The sequence below is a fragment of the Phyllobacterium sp. 22229 genome (assembly GCF_052056495.1).
Taxonomy (GTDB): Bacteria; Pseudomonadota; Alphaproteobacteria; order Rhizobiales; family Rhizobiaceae; genus Phyllobacterium; species Phyllobacterium myrsinacearum.
Genome location: NZ_JBQEPA010000042.1, coordinates 1 through 15,833 on the forward strand (window position 1 = coordinate 1; position 15,833 = coordinate 15,833).

The following is a 15,833-nucleotide window of genomic DNA, read 5'->3' on the forward strand; positions in this document are numbered from 1 at the left end:
GCGCAGGCGCATCAGCTTGCTGACATAGCGCCCCGTGGCGGCAATCAGTTCCGGTCCATAGCCGCCAGCCACGATCAGCGTGACATAGGGCTTCCACCAGACCCGCACCACCATGCCGCCATCCGGCGTGGCGTCACCCAGCGAGACATAGAGCTGGCTGAAAACGAATGTCTTGATGCCCGCCTCAGTGGTCTGCATCTTGCGCACGGGGTAGAAGCGCTTGGATGACATCATCGTGTCCACCTCCCGCGCTGCGCTGTCGAGGATGGTGAACTTGCCCTGATCCTCGGTGAAATTCGAATCCTTGACCGGATCGATGCGGTCAAAGCGCAGGGTATAATCGGCCACACGCATGGTCTGGCCCGGCTTCATCACCGTCACGTCTTCCGTGGCAAAGGTCGAAACGGCAACGATACCCAGAAGCGTAACGCCAAGGCCGAAATGGGCAAAGGCTGTGCCGAACACCGATTTCGGCAGGCCGGCCAGCCGCCGCAGCATGACGCTGACGGGCGCCTTGCCGACGCCCGCTTTCAGGGAAAGATCGGTCAGTGCGCCCAGCATCAGCCAGAACGCCAGGCCGATGCCGAACGCCGAAAACACTGCCGTGCCCGAGGTCTTGTAGAGCACCACGGCCACCACCAGCAGGGCGAGAAAGAACGCCATCATCAGCCGCTGGGCGACGCCAAGGATATCGCCGCGCTTCCATGCCAGCAGCGGCCCGAACGGCACGGCGGCGAGCAGCGGGATCATCAGCGGGCCAAAGGTCATGTTGAAAAACGGCGGCCCGACGGAAATCTTTTCGCCGGTCAATGTTTCCAGGAGCAGCGGGTAGAGCGTGCCGATCAGCACGGTGGCCGCAGCGGTCGTCAGGAAGAGGTTGTTGAACACCAGCGCGCCTTCGCGCGAGACCGGCTGGAACAGCCCGCCCGGCGCGAGCGTCTGGGCGCGGCGCGCAAACAGCGCCAGCGATCCGCCGATGAAAAGCACGAGAATGGCAAGAATGAACAGGCCGCGGCCCGGATCGGTGGCGAAGGTATGCACCGAGGTCAGGACGCCCGAACGGACGAGGAAAGTGCCGAGCAGCGACAGGGAGAAGGTGAGGATTGCCAGCAGCACCGTCCAGATTTTCAGGGCCGAGCGCTTTTCCATCACCAGGGCCGAATGCAGCAGCGCCGTGCCTGCCAGCCATGGCATGAACGAGGCGTTTTCAACCGGGTCCCAGAACCACCAGCCGCCCCAGCCAAGCTCGTAGTAAGCCCAGTAGGAGCCCATGGCGATGCCGCCGGTCAGGAACATCCAGGCCGTCAGCGTCCATGGCCGCACCCAGCGCGCCCAGGCGGCGTCGATACGCCCGTCGATGAGCGCCGCCACGGCAAAGGAGAAGCAGACGGAAAAGCCGACATAGCCGAGGTAAAGCAGCGGCGGATGGATGGCGAGGCCAATGTCCTGCAGGATCGGATTGAGATCCTGCCCTTCGATGGGCGCTGGACTGGTGCGCGTGAACGGATTGGACGTGGCAACGATGAACAGCAGGAAGGCCGAGCCGATCCAGGCCTGCACGCCCAGGACATTGGCTTTGAGCGAGGGCGGCAGATTGTTGCCGAAAAAGGCAACCAGTGCGCTGAAGAATGTCAGGATGAGCACCCACAGCAGCATGGAGCCCTCATGATTGCCCCAGACGCCGGTGATCTTGTACAGCATCGGCTTTTGCGAATGCGAATTCTCCCAGACGTTCTGCAGGGAGAAATCCGACACGATGTAAGCAGATGTCAGCGCGGCAAAGGCAAGCGCGATCAGGGCAAAGACGGTGAAGGCGGCGGGAACGGCAACGGCCATCATGCGGTCGTCGTTGCGCCGTGCGCCCCACACCGGAACCACGGCCTGCACGATGGACAGGGCGAGCGCCAGAACCAGTGCGAAATGTCCGAGTTCAACGGTCATGGCTGCTTGTTCTCCCCCTGCCAGACGCCCTTGGCCTTCAGACTGTCGGCAACTTCCTTGGGCATATAGTTTTCATCATGCTTGGCAAGCACACTGTCCGCCTGAAACGCACCGCCCGGCGCAAACCTGCCCTCGATCACCACACCCTGATCCTCGCGAAAGAGATCGGGAAGGATGCCGTCATAGGTCACCGGCACGCTCTTGATGTGATCGGTGACAGCAAAGGTGATCCGTGTGCCGGTGCCACGCACCACACTGCCCTTTTCGACCAGGCCACCCAGCCGGAACCGCGATTCCGATTGCAGATCCGCCGCGGCGATGTCCGATGGCATGCGGAAAAACGCAATCCGCTGCTGCAGCGCGAACAGCACCAGCCCGGCCGCGCAGGCCAGCACCACCAGAGCACCGCCGATCACCGAAAGCCGTTTCTGCTTGCGCGTCATTATTTCTTCTCCCGCGGCGTGTCGCCGGGCTGTTCGACCAGACCCAGATCATCGGCGACTGCGTCGAGACGCGCAACCTTGTCGGCGCTCAACACTTTGCGAGCATTTGCCAGCGCTTCCAGCGCATCATTGGGGCGGTTGAGCACCACATAGGACCGGACCAGCTTTTCCCAGCCCTCGACATCGTCGGGTGATTGCTTGAGTTTTTCGGCAAGGCTGGAGACCATGCCCTCGATCATGGCCGCGCGGTCCTGCACATTCATCCCAGCCGCCGCCTCGACCTGCGAGGCATCGGGACCCGTCGCCCTGTCGATGTCGCTGACATCGGGCGCGTCGCCGGCAATTTCCTTGTCGAGGCGTGTCAACGCCGCCTGCGCCTCGTCGCGCCACGGCACGTCGCTCGGCGCATCGACCAGCAGCTTGCGGATCAGGTCGCGCGATTCAACCAGCTTGCCCTGCTGCATCCAGCCATTGATGATGAAGAATTGCGGGCGCATGTCGCCGGGATTGAGCGTGAGCGCCCGGTTGAAACTGGCTTCCGCCTCGGGCGTCATCGTACCGCCTGCAGCCGCGCTCAACGCTTCGCCCAGACCCATCTGGCGCGGGCCGCTGTCGCCGTTCAGGCGGATGGCATTGCGGTATGCGGTCACCGCATCGGCGGGACGTCCGGTGCGCAGGTAAATCGGCGCCAGCACTTCCCACCCCTGCCCGTCATCGGGATTGAGGGTGAGATGCGCTTCGGCGCGGGCAATCAATTCGGCGGGTGTCGCCTGATCCGCCGGACGGGACAGGCGCTCGGCCAGCGGCTGCGCCGGCAGATCGGGCGAGCCGGTCTTGGCATAAATGCTCCAGGACAGCAGCGGAATGGCCAGCACGGTCGCCAGCGTCAGCCATTCGCGGGTGGCGCTCTTCTGCGGGCGATAGACCGTTTTGTCGGCTTCGGCAGCGGCAGCCGACTTCAGCAGACGCCGGCTGATTTCAGCGCGCGCCTGTTCGCTGCTGGCGGCATCGATAATGCCGCGCTTCTCGTCAGCCTCCAGTTCCCGCAATTGATCACGGTAAACCTCGACATCATATGTGTTGTCCGACACGCTTGTTTTGACGCGGCGTGTCAGCGGCAAGAGCACCACGAGCGTTGCGATAACGGTCAACAGTGCGGCAGAAATCCAGAAAACCATGCGTTGAGACATAGTCTGCAAGCGCCGTAAAATCCAAATGGATTTCACGGCTAGGGCAATTCGCCGCAAAGCGGGCAAATGACCAGGCTATGGAAGCGTCAGATCAGCGGCGTCCAGCTGCCGTCTTCATTGCGGCAGGCGGTCCCGCGGGTCGTCTGCGGCGTTCCGTCGATGCGGATGGTGTGGGTATACTGGCGGCAGTTCTGCGAGCCGACCTGGTATGGCTGCGCGGCCACCACTTCGCCGCTGCGGCTGCCCGAACTGTTCTTCCAGTCGACAGCCTTGCCGGCCGGTGAATATTCCAGTGCCTGATATTCGGCCTGCAGCGCGCTCTTGCGATCCGCCGGATCGAGCGAAGCCGCCAGGCGGCTTCCGAGCAGGCCATTGCCGAGCGGCGCAAGCACGCCCGAGCTTGCCGGCTGGGACGATTTGCCGGTCAGGCGGGCAAAGGTGCCTCCACCCTTGGCGCCCGACGTGGTCGAGCATGCGGAAAGAAGAAGAACAGCAATAAGGGAAAGAGCAACATGGGATTTCATCATGGGTCCGTTTTTACGGGGCCTCGCAACAAAGGCAATAGCTGGCAATTACTTATGACCCGATTGGGCGTGCGGTTGCAAGCGCCATTCAATCCCCGGCCACCGGAAGCGTGATCCGCGCGCGCAAACCGCCAAGGTCCTCGCTGCGTTCCAGGCGCAGCGTTCCGCCATATTCGCGCACGGTGTCATGCACGATGGACAGGCCGAGGCCGGTTCCCGGCTTGCTCTCGTCCAGGCGTTTCCCGCGTGTCAGCGCATCCTTGATCTGGCCGGGCGCGAGACCCGGACCGTCGTCCTCGACGCTGATATCAAATGCATTGTCCATGGTTTCCGGACCCGCTGCCGACACGGTAAGCCGGATGGCGCTGCGTCCCCATTTCCCGGCATTTTCCAGAAGATTGCCGACGATTTCCTCAAGATCTTCCTGCTCGCCCGCAAACACGGCGTCGGGCATCCTGTTGTCGAAACGCATCTCCATGCCTGGATTGAGCTTGGCGGTGACGCGCACGAGCCGCGCCAGGATCGGCGTGACGGATGCGCGAAAGACCACGCTGTCGCGCTGCGCCGCCACCCGGGCCCGCTGCAGATAGTGCTGGATCTGCACCTGCATGGCCGCGCTTTGTTCGGCAACGATCTTGCCTTTTGCGCCGCCGATTGTCCGGCTTTCATTGGCGAGAACCGACAGGGGCGTTTTGAGGGAATGGGCGAGATTGCCCACCTGCGTGCGCGAGCGCTCCATGATGCGGCGGTTGTTTTCGATCAGCGCATTCATTTCGCGCGCCAGCGGCGCAATCTCGATGGGCAGATCCTCGTCGAGCCGTGAAACCTTGCCCTCGCGGATATCGGCGAGCGAACGGCGCACGCGGTCGAGCGGGCGCAGGCCGAACAGGATGACCGCCGCATTGATCAGCGTTCCGGCAATGCCGAAAACGCCGAGGTAAAAATAGAGCGTATTGCGGAAATCGGCGATTTCGCCTTCCAGTTCGCTGAGATTGCCCATCACGCGAAAGCGGGCGACGCGGTTTTCCGCATCCAGCACCACTTCCGTCTCGACGATGGAGAGTTGCTCGCCCTTCAGGCCGGGCTCCGTATAGGAACGCTGGAACGAGGTATCGAAGGGAACCATCAGGGTTGACGGGGAATCGATGCTCTTCCCGCCCAGCGAGATCGACCGCAATGAGCCCTTGAGATTGTCTGCGACCGGATCGACGGACCAATACCAGCCGGAAAACGGGCTGGAGTAGCGCACTTCGCCGGGGTCCGGCCGTCCAACCAGCGTGCCGTCATTCACGCTGACGGAAGCGATGACGCTGAACAGATGCGCCGAAAGCAGCTGCTGGAAGCTATGCTGGCGTGCTTCGCCATAGAGTGCCGAAATGATGGTCGCGATGGCAACGAAGGATACAATGGTCCACAGCGTCGAGAAGAGGATGACGCGCAGGGAGAGTGACCGGACATTGGGGAGATAGCGGGTCAGCCGTAAGATCACGCGTTTGCCCTGCTCCTGCCCGTCAGGCCTTGTTGTCCTGGGATTTGATGCGATAGCCCATGCCGCGGATGGTTTCGATCAGATCGATACCCATTTTCTTGCGCAGCCGCCCGACAAACACCTCGATCGTATTCGAATCACGGTCGAAATCCTGATCGTAGAGGTGCTCCACCAGCTCGGTGCGCGAAACCACTTCGTCCATGTGGTGCATGAGGTAGGACAACAGGCGGAACTCGTGCGAGGTCAACTTCAGGGTTGTGCCGTTGACCGCCGCCTTCGACGTCTTGGTGTCGAGGCGCAGCGGACCGCAGGTGATTTCTGACGATGCATGACCCGCCGCACGGCGAATCAGCGCGCGCAGGCGCGCCAGCACTTCCTCGATGTGAAACGGCTTGGCGACGTAGTCATCGGCCCCGGCATCGATACCGGCCACCTTGTCGCTCCAGCGGTCGCGTGCCGTCAGCAGCAGCACCGGCATGATGCGCCCGTCGCGCCGCCACTTCTCCAGCACCGTCAACCCGTCCATCTGCGGCAGGCCGATATCGAGGATCACAGCGTCGTAGGGTTCCGTATCGCCGAGAAAATGCCCCTCTTCGCCATCGAAAGCGTGATCCACCACATAGCCGGCTTCGGTCGTTGCCTCGACCAGCTGGCGATTCAGATCACGATCATCTTCAACGATGAGTATTCTCATGCGCAATTTTCCCCGGACAGGCGGAACAACAGATCAAACGGCATCCGGTTCAGTTTGCTGGAACCGCAACCTCGACGCGGCGCGGACGTTCACCGTCCTTGCCGGGAATAAGCACCACGACCACGCAAACTTCGCGGCCGTTCTGCGTCTGCGAGGTGGCGCGCGCCAGGGTGCCTCCCTGGGACTGAGCTACCTGCTGGCCGACCTGCGAACAGTCGGCAGCAGCCAGCTGAAGCAACGCACTGTTCTGCGACGCATCAGGTGCAATCGGAACCGCCCCGGCATGAAGCACGCCGGATGCTGAAATCAGGGCCGCTAGGGGCAAGGAGAAAAGTGTGTGTTTCATCATGGCGCTATTATTATCAATCGCAGTCTGAACGATGCATGAACAGTTGGACGTGGCGTAAGCCTTCGATAACAGGTTTGCCACAGGTCACGTCTTTTAACACTATATTTCTTTACGTGAAATGAGCGCGGTTGCACTCAACCGGCCAAAAAGCGCGGCAATGCCGCTGAGCGCCGTCAGAAACTGCATGATCGTATCGGCAAGCTTTGCCTCGACATCATGATCGAGCGACACGTTGAAGAAGCTGGAGCATGACAGGACGATTGTTGCCACTGCTGCCCATATGGTCTTGGACTGGTACCATTGTTTTTCATTGGTCATAATCAATTCCTTATGAAACAGTTTGATTTTAAAGGGATTTTGTCTGCGTATCGAAAATGGCGCGGGCAAATCTGCCCGTACCGGCAGCACTGGAAATCATGGCGACGCTGAAATCGACTGCGCTTGCAAGACTGCCGAAATCCGCCAGGCGCAGTGCCGCCGGATAAAGCCATTGCGGCCGTGCAACCTCGGCCGACCGGATCAATTTGCCGCTGTTGCGTATCTCGACCCGATAGGCCTCCCGCTCCTCGCCAAGCGGAATTTCGGTGGCCAGCCAGCTGTCCGCGTCGATGCGCCCGCGCCGAATCCAGGTGATATGCAGGTCGCCGCGGTCATCTGCCCTGCAGCTGAGGTGGACGGGTTCGAGCGGCTCAAGCGCCCGGATGCCGCCGGCCATTGTCACCGTGCTGAAATAGCGGTCGGAGAAATCCTGTCCCGCAGCGCCGATACGCCAGCGCAAGGCCAACCCCGTTTCCCGTGCTTTCAATCCCGCCGGCATTACCGCACCGTCGAGGAGGATGAACGGCGTATCCTTTTCCCGCGGCTGCAGCGCTTCGCGTTCGGTTCCGCATTGCCCGCGCAACAGCCCGGACAAACGCCACCGGTCGGCAGCGATCTCCTCGGCATGGTGGAATTGCAGGATTTCCCATTGGCCGTCGGGAGAAGCCAGAAGGGCCGAATTCGCCCCGTTGAAGAGCTGCGGCAATGTGGTGGATCGCAGCGCGCCGAAGTGGAGATCGATCTCAAGACCGGTATTGTTCAGCAAGCGGCCGCTGGCGCCGCCAGGGCATGCTTTGGCCAGCCTGCCCATCACCGCCCGCTCCGGCAATACGGCGCGGGCCGCAAAGCCGGTGTCTTCCGGCGAGACATGGACGGATGCACCCGCCCATGGCCTGGCAAAGGCGGCAACCCGCAATTGATCAAGCGGATTTTCAGCACCCGGCCACATCGGCAGATCGCACAGATGAAAACGCGGACGGCCGAACACCGCCGCTGTTGCCGCCATTGCGGACGCGGGTAATCCCGCCCGGTCCGCGTGCAGCACATGCCGGGGCAGGCCTTTTGCCTCGACACGGCGGGTTGCGCCGTCTTCAATTGACGCGACGATGTAATCCTTGACTGGCGCGGAGCCGTCCAGCCGGATACGGCTGCCCACCGTCAATGCAGCATGCTTCCACGGCAATTCGAACGATAGGGTCCGCCGGGCGGCGCGGCGTGCCTGCAGCCAGTCCTCCGCCAGGCCTTTGACCTGCCCCGCCTCAAGCATGGCGGCAACGGCGAGATTTTCGGTTCCCTTGCCGTCCGGCCGGCTGGCGGATGCCATCGCCACCTGATAGTCGAGCATGGCGTCGCGATAGGCGATTTCGACCCTAGCAGGCTGCTCCATGATTTCATGCAGTTTCGGCTGCACCGGCCCCCTGTCGTCATGCTCGATGAATTCATCGATCAGGGTGGTTTGCGCAGGCATACGCGCCGCGCTTTGAAACACCAGCGTCGCACCGTCTTCGAAAGCGTTGATGCCGAACACCTCGAGCAGCGGCTCAAGGACCGACCGGGCATGGGCAGGCTCTTCAACAATCAAACCACTGACAAAGCCATCTGCCGCGCTCGCATCCACCCCGGCAACACCGAAATCGGCGAGAACAGCGCCAATCAGCTCATCGAGCGCAACCCCGGAAAGCCTGCCGTTGAGCCAATGTCCCGACGTCCAATTGTCGCCATCGGACCAGAGCTTGCGGTTGAGGGGAAATTCCGGAAACGGCCTCGTATCCCAGGCCCAGACGTAAACGCGGCTTGTATTCAGCATGCTGCCGCCATGGCTGCGCCAATGGTCTAGATGGGCGCGCAGAAAACGGTTCTGCGCGAGGTCGCTGCGGCCATGACCAGAAAAATACGGAAACGCCCCCTCGGAGGATTTGGCATCGGGAAAGACATTGGGCTGATTGGGGCCCTTGTCGACCGCCGGACAGCCCAGTTCGTCGCCCCAGGCGGCATCGAATTGCGGCCCGCGCAAACTGTCGGGGTCCTCCGAGGAGAACATTGCCGCCGTCGCGCCATTGGCCCAGACGAGCCGCCGGCGCGTCACCTCGAAACGCGGCCGCTCCGTCCGTGATACCGCCATGATGCCGGACGGGCCATCAACCATGACCTCGCGCACATCGGCCAGCGTTTCGCCCACCAGGGCGATGCTGAGCGATGGCCGCGGCCGGAAGGGCGGAAAGCCCTGCACGATGCTGTTGACCCACTCGGCCCCGGCGCGGGTCTTGCCGGAACCGCGCCCGCCAAGGATCAGCCAGGTCCGCCAGTCAAGATGCGGCGGCAGCTGGCTCGTCCGGCCGCGAAACATCCATTCCCCGGCCATGGCCTGGATCTGCAGCGGGCTGAGATTGTCGCTGCACCAGTTCGTCGGCTCGGCAGAGAGCAAGTTCATGGATTCTTCCGTCAATGCGCACCAGCGCTTCGCGCAACTCGTCCGGGCTGAGCATGAGCATGGAGCGCTGCTGCTCCACGCGCTTCTCCTGCATGTCGCTAAGACGATCCATGGTGCGGGCAAGCTGCGCCAGGGCGTCCAGCCGCGTCTTTGCCGTCGCTGTCTCGTCCCCCAGTTGCAGCTGTTCCAGTTCCCTGTGCAACAGCGCCATGAGATCGCGAACGAGGGTCACGTCGCTGTTTCCGCCTTGCAGATCGTCCAGCGTCAGCCCGTCATCGCGGACGCGCTGCTCGAATTCCGCCCGGCTGATGCCGAACACCGGCGCCATTGCATCGGCTGAAATCCCGTAGTGCCGGCAAAGGTCGTAGGCGTGCCGGCGGCACAGCGCGTTCCCGCTGTGCTCCATCATTGTCATCGAGAATCCTTGGAAAACCAGATTGTCCGAACGTTGAATTTTCCGGACACATTTCTGACGATAACCAGACCTTACACAAGGTCCGTCACGCAGTCAAGGACTATTTTCCTAAATATGATTATTTTCTTTCAATGCGCCCTCGCCGTCAGGCGGAGGCCTTCTTCCAGCCGAGCGCCAGCAGCCCGGCCCCGATCATCAGTGAACCGCCGGTACGGTTGACCGCGCGCTGCACCCTGGGCTTGCGGATGGTCTGGCGCGCCATGGAGGCCATCAGCGCATAGGTTCCGGCATTGAGCGTGGCCAGCACCAGGAACGTCGTCTCGAAGATCAGCATCTGGGTGAAGACCGGCCGCGCCGTGTCGAGAAACTGTGGCAGGAATGCCACGAAAAAGATGATGCTCTTGGGGTTGAGCGCCGTCACCACATAGGTGTGCAGAAAAATGCGCAGCGCGCTGTCATTGCGCTCCTGCGCTTCGCCTGCGGCAGCCGTGTCCGCCACCGGGGCGCGCCACAGCTTGATACCGAGATAGATCAGATAGGCTGCGCCGATCCATTTGAGCACGGTGAAGATCGCGGCGGAAGCGGCCAGCAGGGCGCCGAGCCCCAGCATGGAGGCGGTCATGGCGGTGAAATCGCCCAGCGCCACACCCGCCACGGTTGCAGCGGCAAAGCGGCGGCCATGGCCGAGCGCATAGGAAATGACCAGCAGGATGGTCGGGCCGGGAATGGCCAGAAGGACTGCCGATGCGGCAACAAATGCCAGCCAGTGTTCGATGGACATGCTCTTTCGCTCCCGCCAAAAACCACAGCAATCCATCACCAAAGCACAATTGCAAGTGGAATTTTTGCCGCCCCTGACTCCATCAAATCTCGGTGTTGCCAGCCGCGCCCCTTGTCGCCCGATCAGAAAAAGAGTTAAATTTTTCCTTGAGATACAAAGGGACGAAACGGACTGCCGCGGTCTTACAACGGCCATCATAACAGGCTGTTAAGCCTATTCGGCTACACCCTGTCTTTACGGGGGATGTGGCTGACGACAGGCAGACAAGAGATTGGCATGATGAACGAGCCTCCGGCCGGCAACACTCCGGCCAACAATAAACGCAAGCGATTCAAGGTCTCGCCTCTGCTTGGACTTGATGCCTGGATCGATTCGTCGCTGTATGAGCTGCGGTTCCGCCTTGCCGAATTCTGGGAAGACACCACCATCTTCTTCCGCCGCTTCCATGTATCGGGCTGGCGGCGCGGCGTCGTCGAACTTGCCAGCGAAGGCTTTACCTGGGGCACGGCCGGCTCGGTGGTCATGCTGACGCTCGCCATTCCCGCCTTTCACGACACGGAAAAGAACTGGCGCACGCGCGATGATTTCGCCGTCACCTTCCTCGACCGCTACGGCAACGAGATCGGCCAGCGCGGCATTCTGCACCGCAGCGCCGTGCCCATCGACGAATTGCCCGACCATGTGATCAAGGCGGTTCTGGCCACGGAAGACCGCCGCTTCTTCGACCATTTCGGCATTGATTTCCTTGGCCTTTCCCGCGCCATGACGGAGAACCTGCGCGCCAATTCCGTCGTGCAGGGCGGCTCCACCATCACCCAGCAGCTGGCGAAAAACCTGTTCCTGACCAATGAGCGCAGCCTCGACCGCAAGATCAAGGAAGCCTTCCTGGCGCTGTGGCTGGAATCCAACCTGTCGAAGAAGGAAATCCTGCAGACCTATCTCGACCGCGCCTATATGGGCGGCGGCACATTCGGCATTGCCGCGGCCTCCGAATTCTATTTCGGCAAGAGCGTCAAGGATGTGAACCTCGCCGAGGCGGCCATGCTGGCGGGCCTGTTCAAGGCCCCGGCCAAATATGCGCCGCATGTCAACCTTCCCGCCGCCCGCGCCCGCGCCAATGTGGTGCTGAGCAATCTTGTGCAGGGCGGGCTGATGACCGAGGGCCAGGTGGTGGGTGCCCGGCGCAATCCGGCGACGGTCGTCGACCGCGCCCGCTCGGAAAGCCCGGACTACTTTCTCGACTGGGCCTTTGACGAAATCCGCCGCGTCGGCCAGAAACTGCCCTCGCACACCCTCGTCGTGCGCACCACGCTCGACACCGGCATCCAGAAGGCGGCGGAGGAATCGGCGGAATACCACCTGCGCCAGTTCGGCAAGGAATATCATGTGACGCAGGCGGCCGTCGTCGTTCTGGAAACCAACGGCGCGGTGCGCGCCATTGTCGGCGGACGCGATTATGGCGAAAGCCAGTTCAACCGCGCCACGGCGGCGCTGCGCCAGGCGGGTTCCTCGTTCAAGCCCTATGTCTATGCCGCCGCCATGGAAAAAGGCATGACGCCGAAAACCATGATCTCGGGCGGCGCCGTCTCCTGGGGCAACTGGTCGCCGCAGAACTATTCGCGGCAATATCTCGGCCAGATCGACCTGACGACCGCGCTGGTCAAATCCATCAATACGGTGCCGGTGCGCCTTGCCAAGGATTATCTGACGACGGCGCCCATCGTGGCGCTGGCGAAAGCCATGGGCGTGGAATCGGTGATCAGTTCGCACAAGACCATGGTGCTCGGCACCTCCGGCATGACGGTCATGGATCAGGCGACGGGCTACAACACGTTTGCCACCGGCGGGCTTGCCGGCATGCGCCATGCCTTCACCCAGGTCACCGACCAGAACGGCAAAATCATCTGGGACTGGAAGACCGATGGCGACAAGCCGCACCGGGCGCTGAGCGAGAAGGCGGCGTTCAACATGAACCTCATGCTCAGCCAGGTGCCGGAATGGGGCACGGGACGGCGCGCCGCCCTGCCGATGACGCGCGTGGCGGGCAAGACGGGCACAACCCAGAGTTATCGCGATGCCTGGTTCGTCGGCTTCACCGGCAATTACACCGCCGCGGTCTGGTTCGGCAATGACAATTTTACCCCGACCAAGGAGCTGACCGGCGGCATCCTGCCGGCCATGACCTGGCAGCGTTTCATGAATTACGCTCACCAGAACATCGATCTGAAACCCATTCCCGGCATCGATCCCGCCATGCCGAAGCAGGACAAGGTGGCGGCCGCCAAACCCGCCACGGCGGACGAGGAAGCGCTGAGGGCGGCCGAGCGCCCGCGCGTTCTCTCCAATGCCACCGTCACCGCCCTGCGCGAGATCGGCCAGGCGCTGAAGGACGCGCCGGAGCTGAAACTGCCGGTTGTGCCCGCGAAAGTCTCTGCACTTTGACTCCGCAGCGCTTGCCTCTGACCCGCGCTCCCGTGTAGTCATCGTTCATGCTTCGAAATGTGCTCCTTGCCCTCATCGCTCTTGTCATCGCCATCGGCGGCGGCACGCTGAGTGCCTGGTATGCGGTCAACCGCTTCGACGGTTTCGGCACGCTGACCATCGGGCAATGGACCGGCTATCCCGATGCGGGCACGCCGCAGTCCGACCCATATGCCAAGGCGCGCGCCGCGCGCGAGGGCGCGTTTCCGCTCGGCAGCGCCGAGGGTCTGGCCTTCTACGCCTACCGCGACGATCAGGGGCAGGCGCTCAACCGCCAGTGCACCTACCGTATTACCGGCAACAGCCCCAATTCGCGCTTCTGGACGCTCTACGCGGCGGATCTGGCGCTGATCCCGCTCGATCCCGGCGCGGACCGCCCGCCCGCCCTGCATTCGCGCCAGATTTTCCGCGGCGGCAACGGCGCTTTCATCGTCGCCGTCTCGCCCAAGGCCCAGGCCGGCAACTGGCTGGCAACGGCCGGCGCCGGCCGCATGGTGCTGGTGATGACGCTTTACGACACGCCCGTCGGCGGCAATTCCGGCCTGGTCGACATGACCTTCCCGGCGGTGAAAAAGGTGAGCTGCGATGGCTAAGCTGATCCGCGCCTTGCTGTTCGGCCTGGTCGGCGCCGGCATCGTGCATGTGGCCGTGGTGCTGCTCGTGCCGCTCTATTCCGACCGCAATGCGTGGTCGCGCATCTCGGATTATGGCGACGACTGGGCCTTCCACCCCGTCGTGCGGCAGGCGACGGCACAGACCGTGCCGCTGGCGCTCGATCCGCTGTTCGAAGCCGTGGCCTGCCGCTTCGACATCACCGACCTTCCCGCCCGCATCACCGGCGTCGGCACGGCGCCGTACTGGTCGATTTCGGTCTATGACCGGCAGGGCGAGAACATCTATTCGATCAATGACCGCACCGCCATTGCCGACCAGCTCGATCTCGTCATCGCCCGGCCCCTGCAGATGATCGAACTCAACAAGACCAAGCCGGTATCGGCGGCCAATTCCGTGCTGATCGAAGCGGATATGAACGAAGGTTTCGTCGTCGTGCGCGGCTTTGTGCCCGACCAGTCCTGGAAAACCCAGGTCGACGCCTTTCTGAAAAGCGCCAACTGTTCGCCGCTGCTGTGATCAAGCGCCGATGAGGCCTTCGAGGCCCGCCTGCGCCTTTGTCGCCGCGAATTCCTGGATGTCATAGGTCGCCAGTTTCTTCTGCCAGAACGGATCTTCAGCCAGAATGGCGCGCAGCGCCTCCTCGCTCTCGCTCCGCGCCAGAATCACCCCGCCGGTGCGCGGCACCTTGCGGCCCGATGCGAGAAAAGTTCCGCTGGCATAATGGTGATCGAGAAAGGCGATGTGCGCGGGCACCGCCGCATCGAGCGCCTCGAGCGGCGCGACATAATTCAGCGAAACGATATACATGGGAAAACTCCGGCAGAGATGATCGTACCCCTGTCATATAGACGTGCGAGCCCTCGGACAAAACCGGTGCGCCGTCAAAAAGCGGTGATCACAGGCGATTGCAAAACCGCGCGCCGCGTTTACCCTGCCCCCGTCCAACACCCGCCGGAGAAAGCCCCATGAACCGTCCCGTCCTTGCCGCAGCCGCCGCCCTTCTCGTCCTCAGCGCTGCGCTGCCCGCCCGCGCCTTCGATCCACAAAATGCCGAGCGCATCAAAACCCTCGTCGACACCGGCATGCAGTATTACTGGACGGGCGGCGACGTCAAAAAGGCGGAAGCCGAGATTTTCAAGGGTATCACCCTGCATGGCCGCTACGACGTGGTGGAGCAATCCTTCACCGAGGCGTCGAAGCTGGCGCCCGAGCAGCTGAATTTCCGCTTCGCCGTCGCCTCCTCGCAGATCCTGCAGAAGAAGGTGAGCGAGGCCCGCGCCACCTATCAGGACATTCTGGCCAAGGACCAGACCTCGTTCGAGGCGCAGGCGTGGCTGGAGGCGCTGGCGCGCATCGGCAATGACGAGACCGGCGCCGCGCTGGCGCATCAGGCGCTGGCCGGGCTCGACCGCGAGCGGGCCGAAGCCTACCGCCAGCGTTTCGTGCGCGCCGAACAGATCATCGCGGAAAAGCCCAATGCGGATGTGCCTGTCTTGACCGGCAAGGTGATGATCGTGGCGCTCGGCTATGCGCTGGCCAAGGACGGCACCATGGAAAAGCCGCTTCTCGACCGGCTGGACGTGACGCTGAAGGCGGCGCAGGCCAATCCGGCGGCGCGCATCATGGTCACCGGCGGCCAGCCGCAGGCGGGTGTCACCGAGGGCGATGTCATGACGAGATGGCTGGTGGACAAGGGCGTCGACCGCGACCGGATTCTGATCGAGGACAAATCCAAGGATACGGTCGGCAATGTGCTGAATGTCGCCAATCTGTTGAAGCGGCACACCGCCGACAGCGTCATCCTGGTGACGAGTTCCAGCCATATGCGCCGGGCGCGGACGCTGCTGGACGATGCGCTGAAGCAATATGCCATCGGCGCGAATGTCGTGCCGGTCGTGGCGCTGGATGCCCCGTCGCTGGAGGACGCGGCGAAAATTTCGGCGGATGAGCGGCTGGTGATTTTCCGCGACCTGATGCGCGTGTCGGGCCTGTGGGCCTATCCCGGCCTGCAGCAGTAGCAGGCCCCCGCCGGAGCGTTCTCCGGCGGGGTGTTGTGCTGTTGCCTCAGAATTTTACCGCCAGATTGGCCTTGACCGCATTGTCTTTAGCCTGACTGGAAAACGCGCCGGTATAGGTGAGGCCGATGGTGGTGGCTTTGCCGA

General features: G+C 62.6%; 16 protein-coding genes. 4 read left to right on the forward strand and 12 right to left on the reverse strand.

The annotated features are described in order from the left end of the window. From ACTJJ7_RS27685 to ACTJJ7_RS27735, 11 genes are all read right to left on the reverse strand, one after another. On the reverse strand, positions 1-1,941 hold a 1,941-nt coding region (locus ACTJJ7_RS27685), incomplete at its 3' end, for a heme lyase CcmF/NrfE family subunit (RefSeq protein ID WP_440969462.1). Beyond that, positions 1,938-2,384 (reverse strand): cytochrome c maturation protein CcmE, encoded by a 447-nt coding sequence (gene ccmE / locus ACTJJ7_RS27690; protein ID WP_105736056.1) that lies wholly within the window; start codon positions 2,382-2,384, stop codon positions 1,938-1,940. The genes ACTJJ7_RS27685 and ccmE, both read right to left, overlap by 4 nt. Continuing rightward, positions 2,384-3,562, reverse strand: coding sequence for a c-type cytochrome biogenesis protein CcmI (ccmI, locus tag ACTJJ7_RS27695; RefSeq protein WP_105736058.1), 1,179 nt, complete (start codon positions 3,560-3,562; stop codon positions 2,384-2,386). The genes ccmE and ccmI overlap by 1 nt, the downstream gene beginning before the upstream one ends. A gap of 98 nt (positions 3,563-3,660) precedes the next feature. Continuing rightward, positions 3,661-4,098 (reverse strand): hypothetical protein, encoded by a 438-nt coding sequence (locus tag ACTJJ7_RS27700; protein ID WP_440969469.1) that lies wholly within the window; start codon positions 4,096-4,098, stop codon positions 3,661-3,663. Between the two features lie 88 nt (positions 4,099-4,186). Beyond that, positions 4,187-5,530 (reverse strand): ATP-binding protein, encoded by a 1,344-nt coding sequence (locus ACTJJ7_RS27705; RefSeq protein ID WP_440969470.1) that lies wholly within the window; start codon positions 5,528-5,530, stop codon positions 4,187-4,189. A 79-nt stretch (positions 5,531-5,609) separates the two neighbouring features. Then, positions 5,610-6,281, reverse strand: a complete 672-nt coding sequence (locus tag ACTJJ7_RS27710; protein ID WP_105736062.1) for a response regulator transcription factor — start codon at positions 6,279-6,281, stop codon at positions 5,610-5,612. A gap of 49 nt (positions 6,282-6,330) precedes the next feature. After that, on the reverse strand, positions 6,331-6,630 hold the full coding sequence (locus ACTJJ7_RS27715) for a hypothetical protein (RefSeq protein WP_105736064.1): 300 nt from the start codon (positions 6,628-6,630) through the stop codon (positions 6,331-6,333). Positions 6,631-6,729: 99 nt separating this feature from the next. Beyond that, positions 6,730-6,948 carry a hypothetical protein gene (locus tag ACTJJ7_RS27720; protein ID WP_440969463.1) on the reverse strand — a complete coding sequence of 73 codons (219 nt, stop codon included), beginning with the start codon at positions 6,946-6,948 and terminating at the stop codon, positions 6,730-6,732. A 28-nt stretch (positions 6,949-6,976) separates the two neighbouring features. Continuing rightward, positions 6,977-9,373, reverse strand: coding sequence for a baseplate megatron protein TIM-barrel domain-containing protein (locus ACTJJ7_RS27725; protein WP_440969471.1), 2,397 nt, complete (start codon positions 9,371-9,373; stop codon positions 6,977-6,979). Further along, positions 9,255-9,794 carry a hypothetical protein gene (locus ACTJJ7_RS27730; protein WP_130268967.1) on the reverse strand — a complete coding sequence of 180 codons (540 nt, stop codon included), beginning with the start codon at positions 9,792-9,794 and terminating at the stop codon, positions 9,255-9,257. Before ACTJJ7_RS27730 ends, ACTJJ7_RS27725 begins: the two co-directional genes overlap by 119 nt. A 145-nt stretch (positions 9,795-9,939) precedes the next feature. Continuing rightward, entirely contained in the window at positions 9,940-10,575 is a 636-nt protein-coding gene (locus tag ACTJJ7_RS27735; protein ID WP_440969464.1) for a LysE family translocator, read from the reverse strand. Between the two features lie 276 nt (positions 10,576-10,851). On the opposite strand from ACTJJ7_RS27735, the gene ACTJJ7_RS27740 reads away from it, so the two are divergent. Genes ACTJJ7_RS27740 through ACTJJ7_RS27750 form a run of 3 tightly spaced genes read left to right on the forward strand, consistent with a single transcriptional unit; the run spans position 10,852 to position 14,187 of the window. Then, positions 10,852-13,017, forward strand: coding sequence for a transglycosylase domain-containing protein (locus tag ACTJJ7_RS27740; RefSeq protein ID WP_440969465.1), 2,166 nt, complete (start codon positions 10,852-10,854; stop codon positions 13,015-13,017). 47 nt (positions 13,018-13,064) lie between these two features. Then, positions 13,065-13,649 (forward strand): DUF1214 domain-containing protein, encoded by a 585-nt coding sequence (locus tag ACTJJ7_RS27745; RefSeq protein WP_440969466.1) that lies wholly within the window; start codon positions 13,065-13,067, stop codon positions 13,647-13,649. Continuing rightward, a complete protein-coding gene (locus ACTJJ7_RS27750; RefSeq protein ID WP_440969467.1) occupies positions 13,642-14,187 on the forward strand; it encodes a DUF1254 domain-containing protein in 546 nt (181 codons plus the stop codon). The genes ACTJJ7_RS27745 and ACTJJ7_RS27750 overlap by 8 nt, the downstream gene beginning before the upstream one ends. On the opposite strand, the gene ACTJJ7_RS27755 is transcribed toward ACTJJ7_RS27750, so the two are convergent. After that, positions 14,188-14,478, reverse strand: coding sequence for a YciI family protein (locus tag ACTJJ7_RS27755; RefSeq protein ID WP_440969468.1), 291 nt, complete (start codon positions 14,476-14,478; stop codon positions 14,188-14,190). Positions 14,479-14,636: 158 nt separating this feature from the next. Here ACTJJ7_RS27755 and ACTJJ7_RS27760 point away from each other — a divergent pair, with 158 nt between their 5' ends. After that, positions 14,637-15,689 carry a YdcF family protein gene (locus tag ACTJJ7_RS27760; RefSeq protein ID WP_130268963.1) on the forward strand — a complete coding sequence of 351 codons (1,053 nt, stop codon included), beginning with the start codon at positions 14,637-14,639 and terminating at the stop codon, positions 15,687-15,689. The last annotated feature ends 144 nt before the right edge of the window (positions 15,690-15,833 follow it).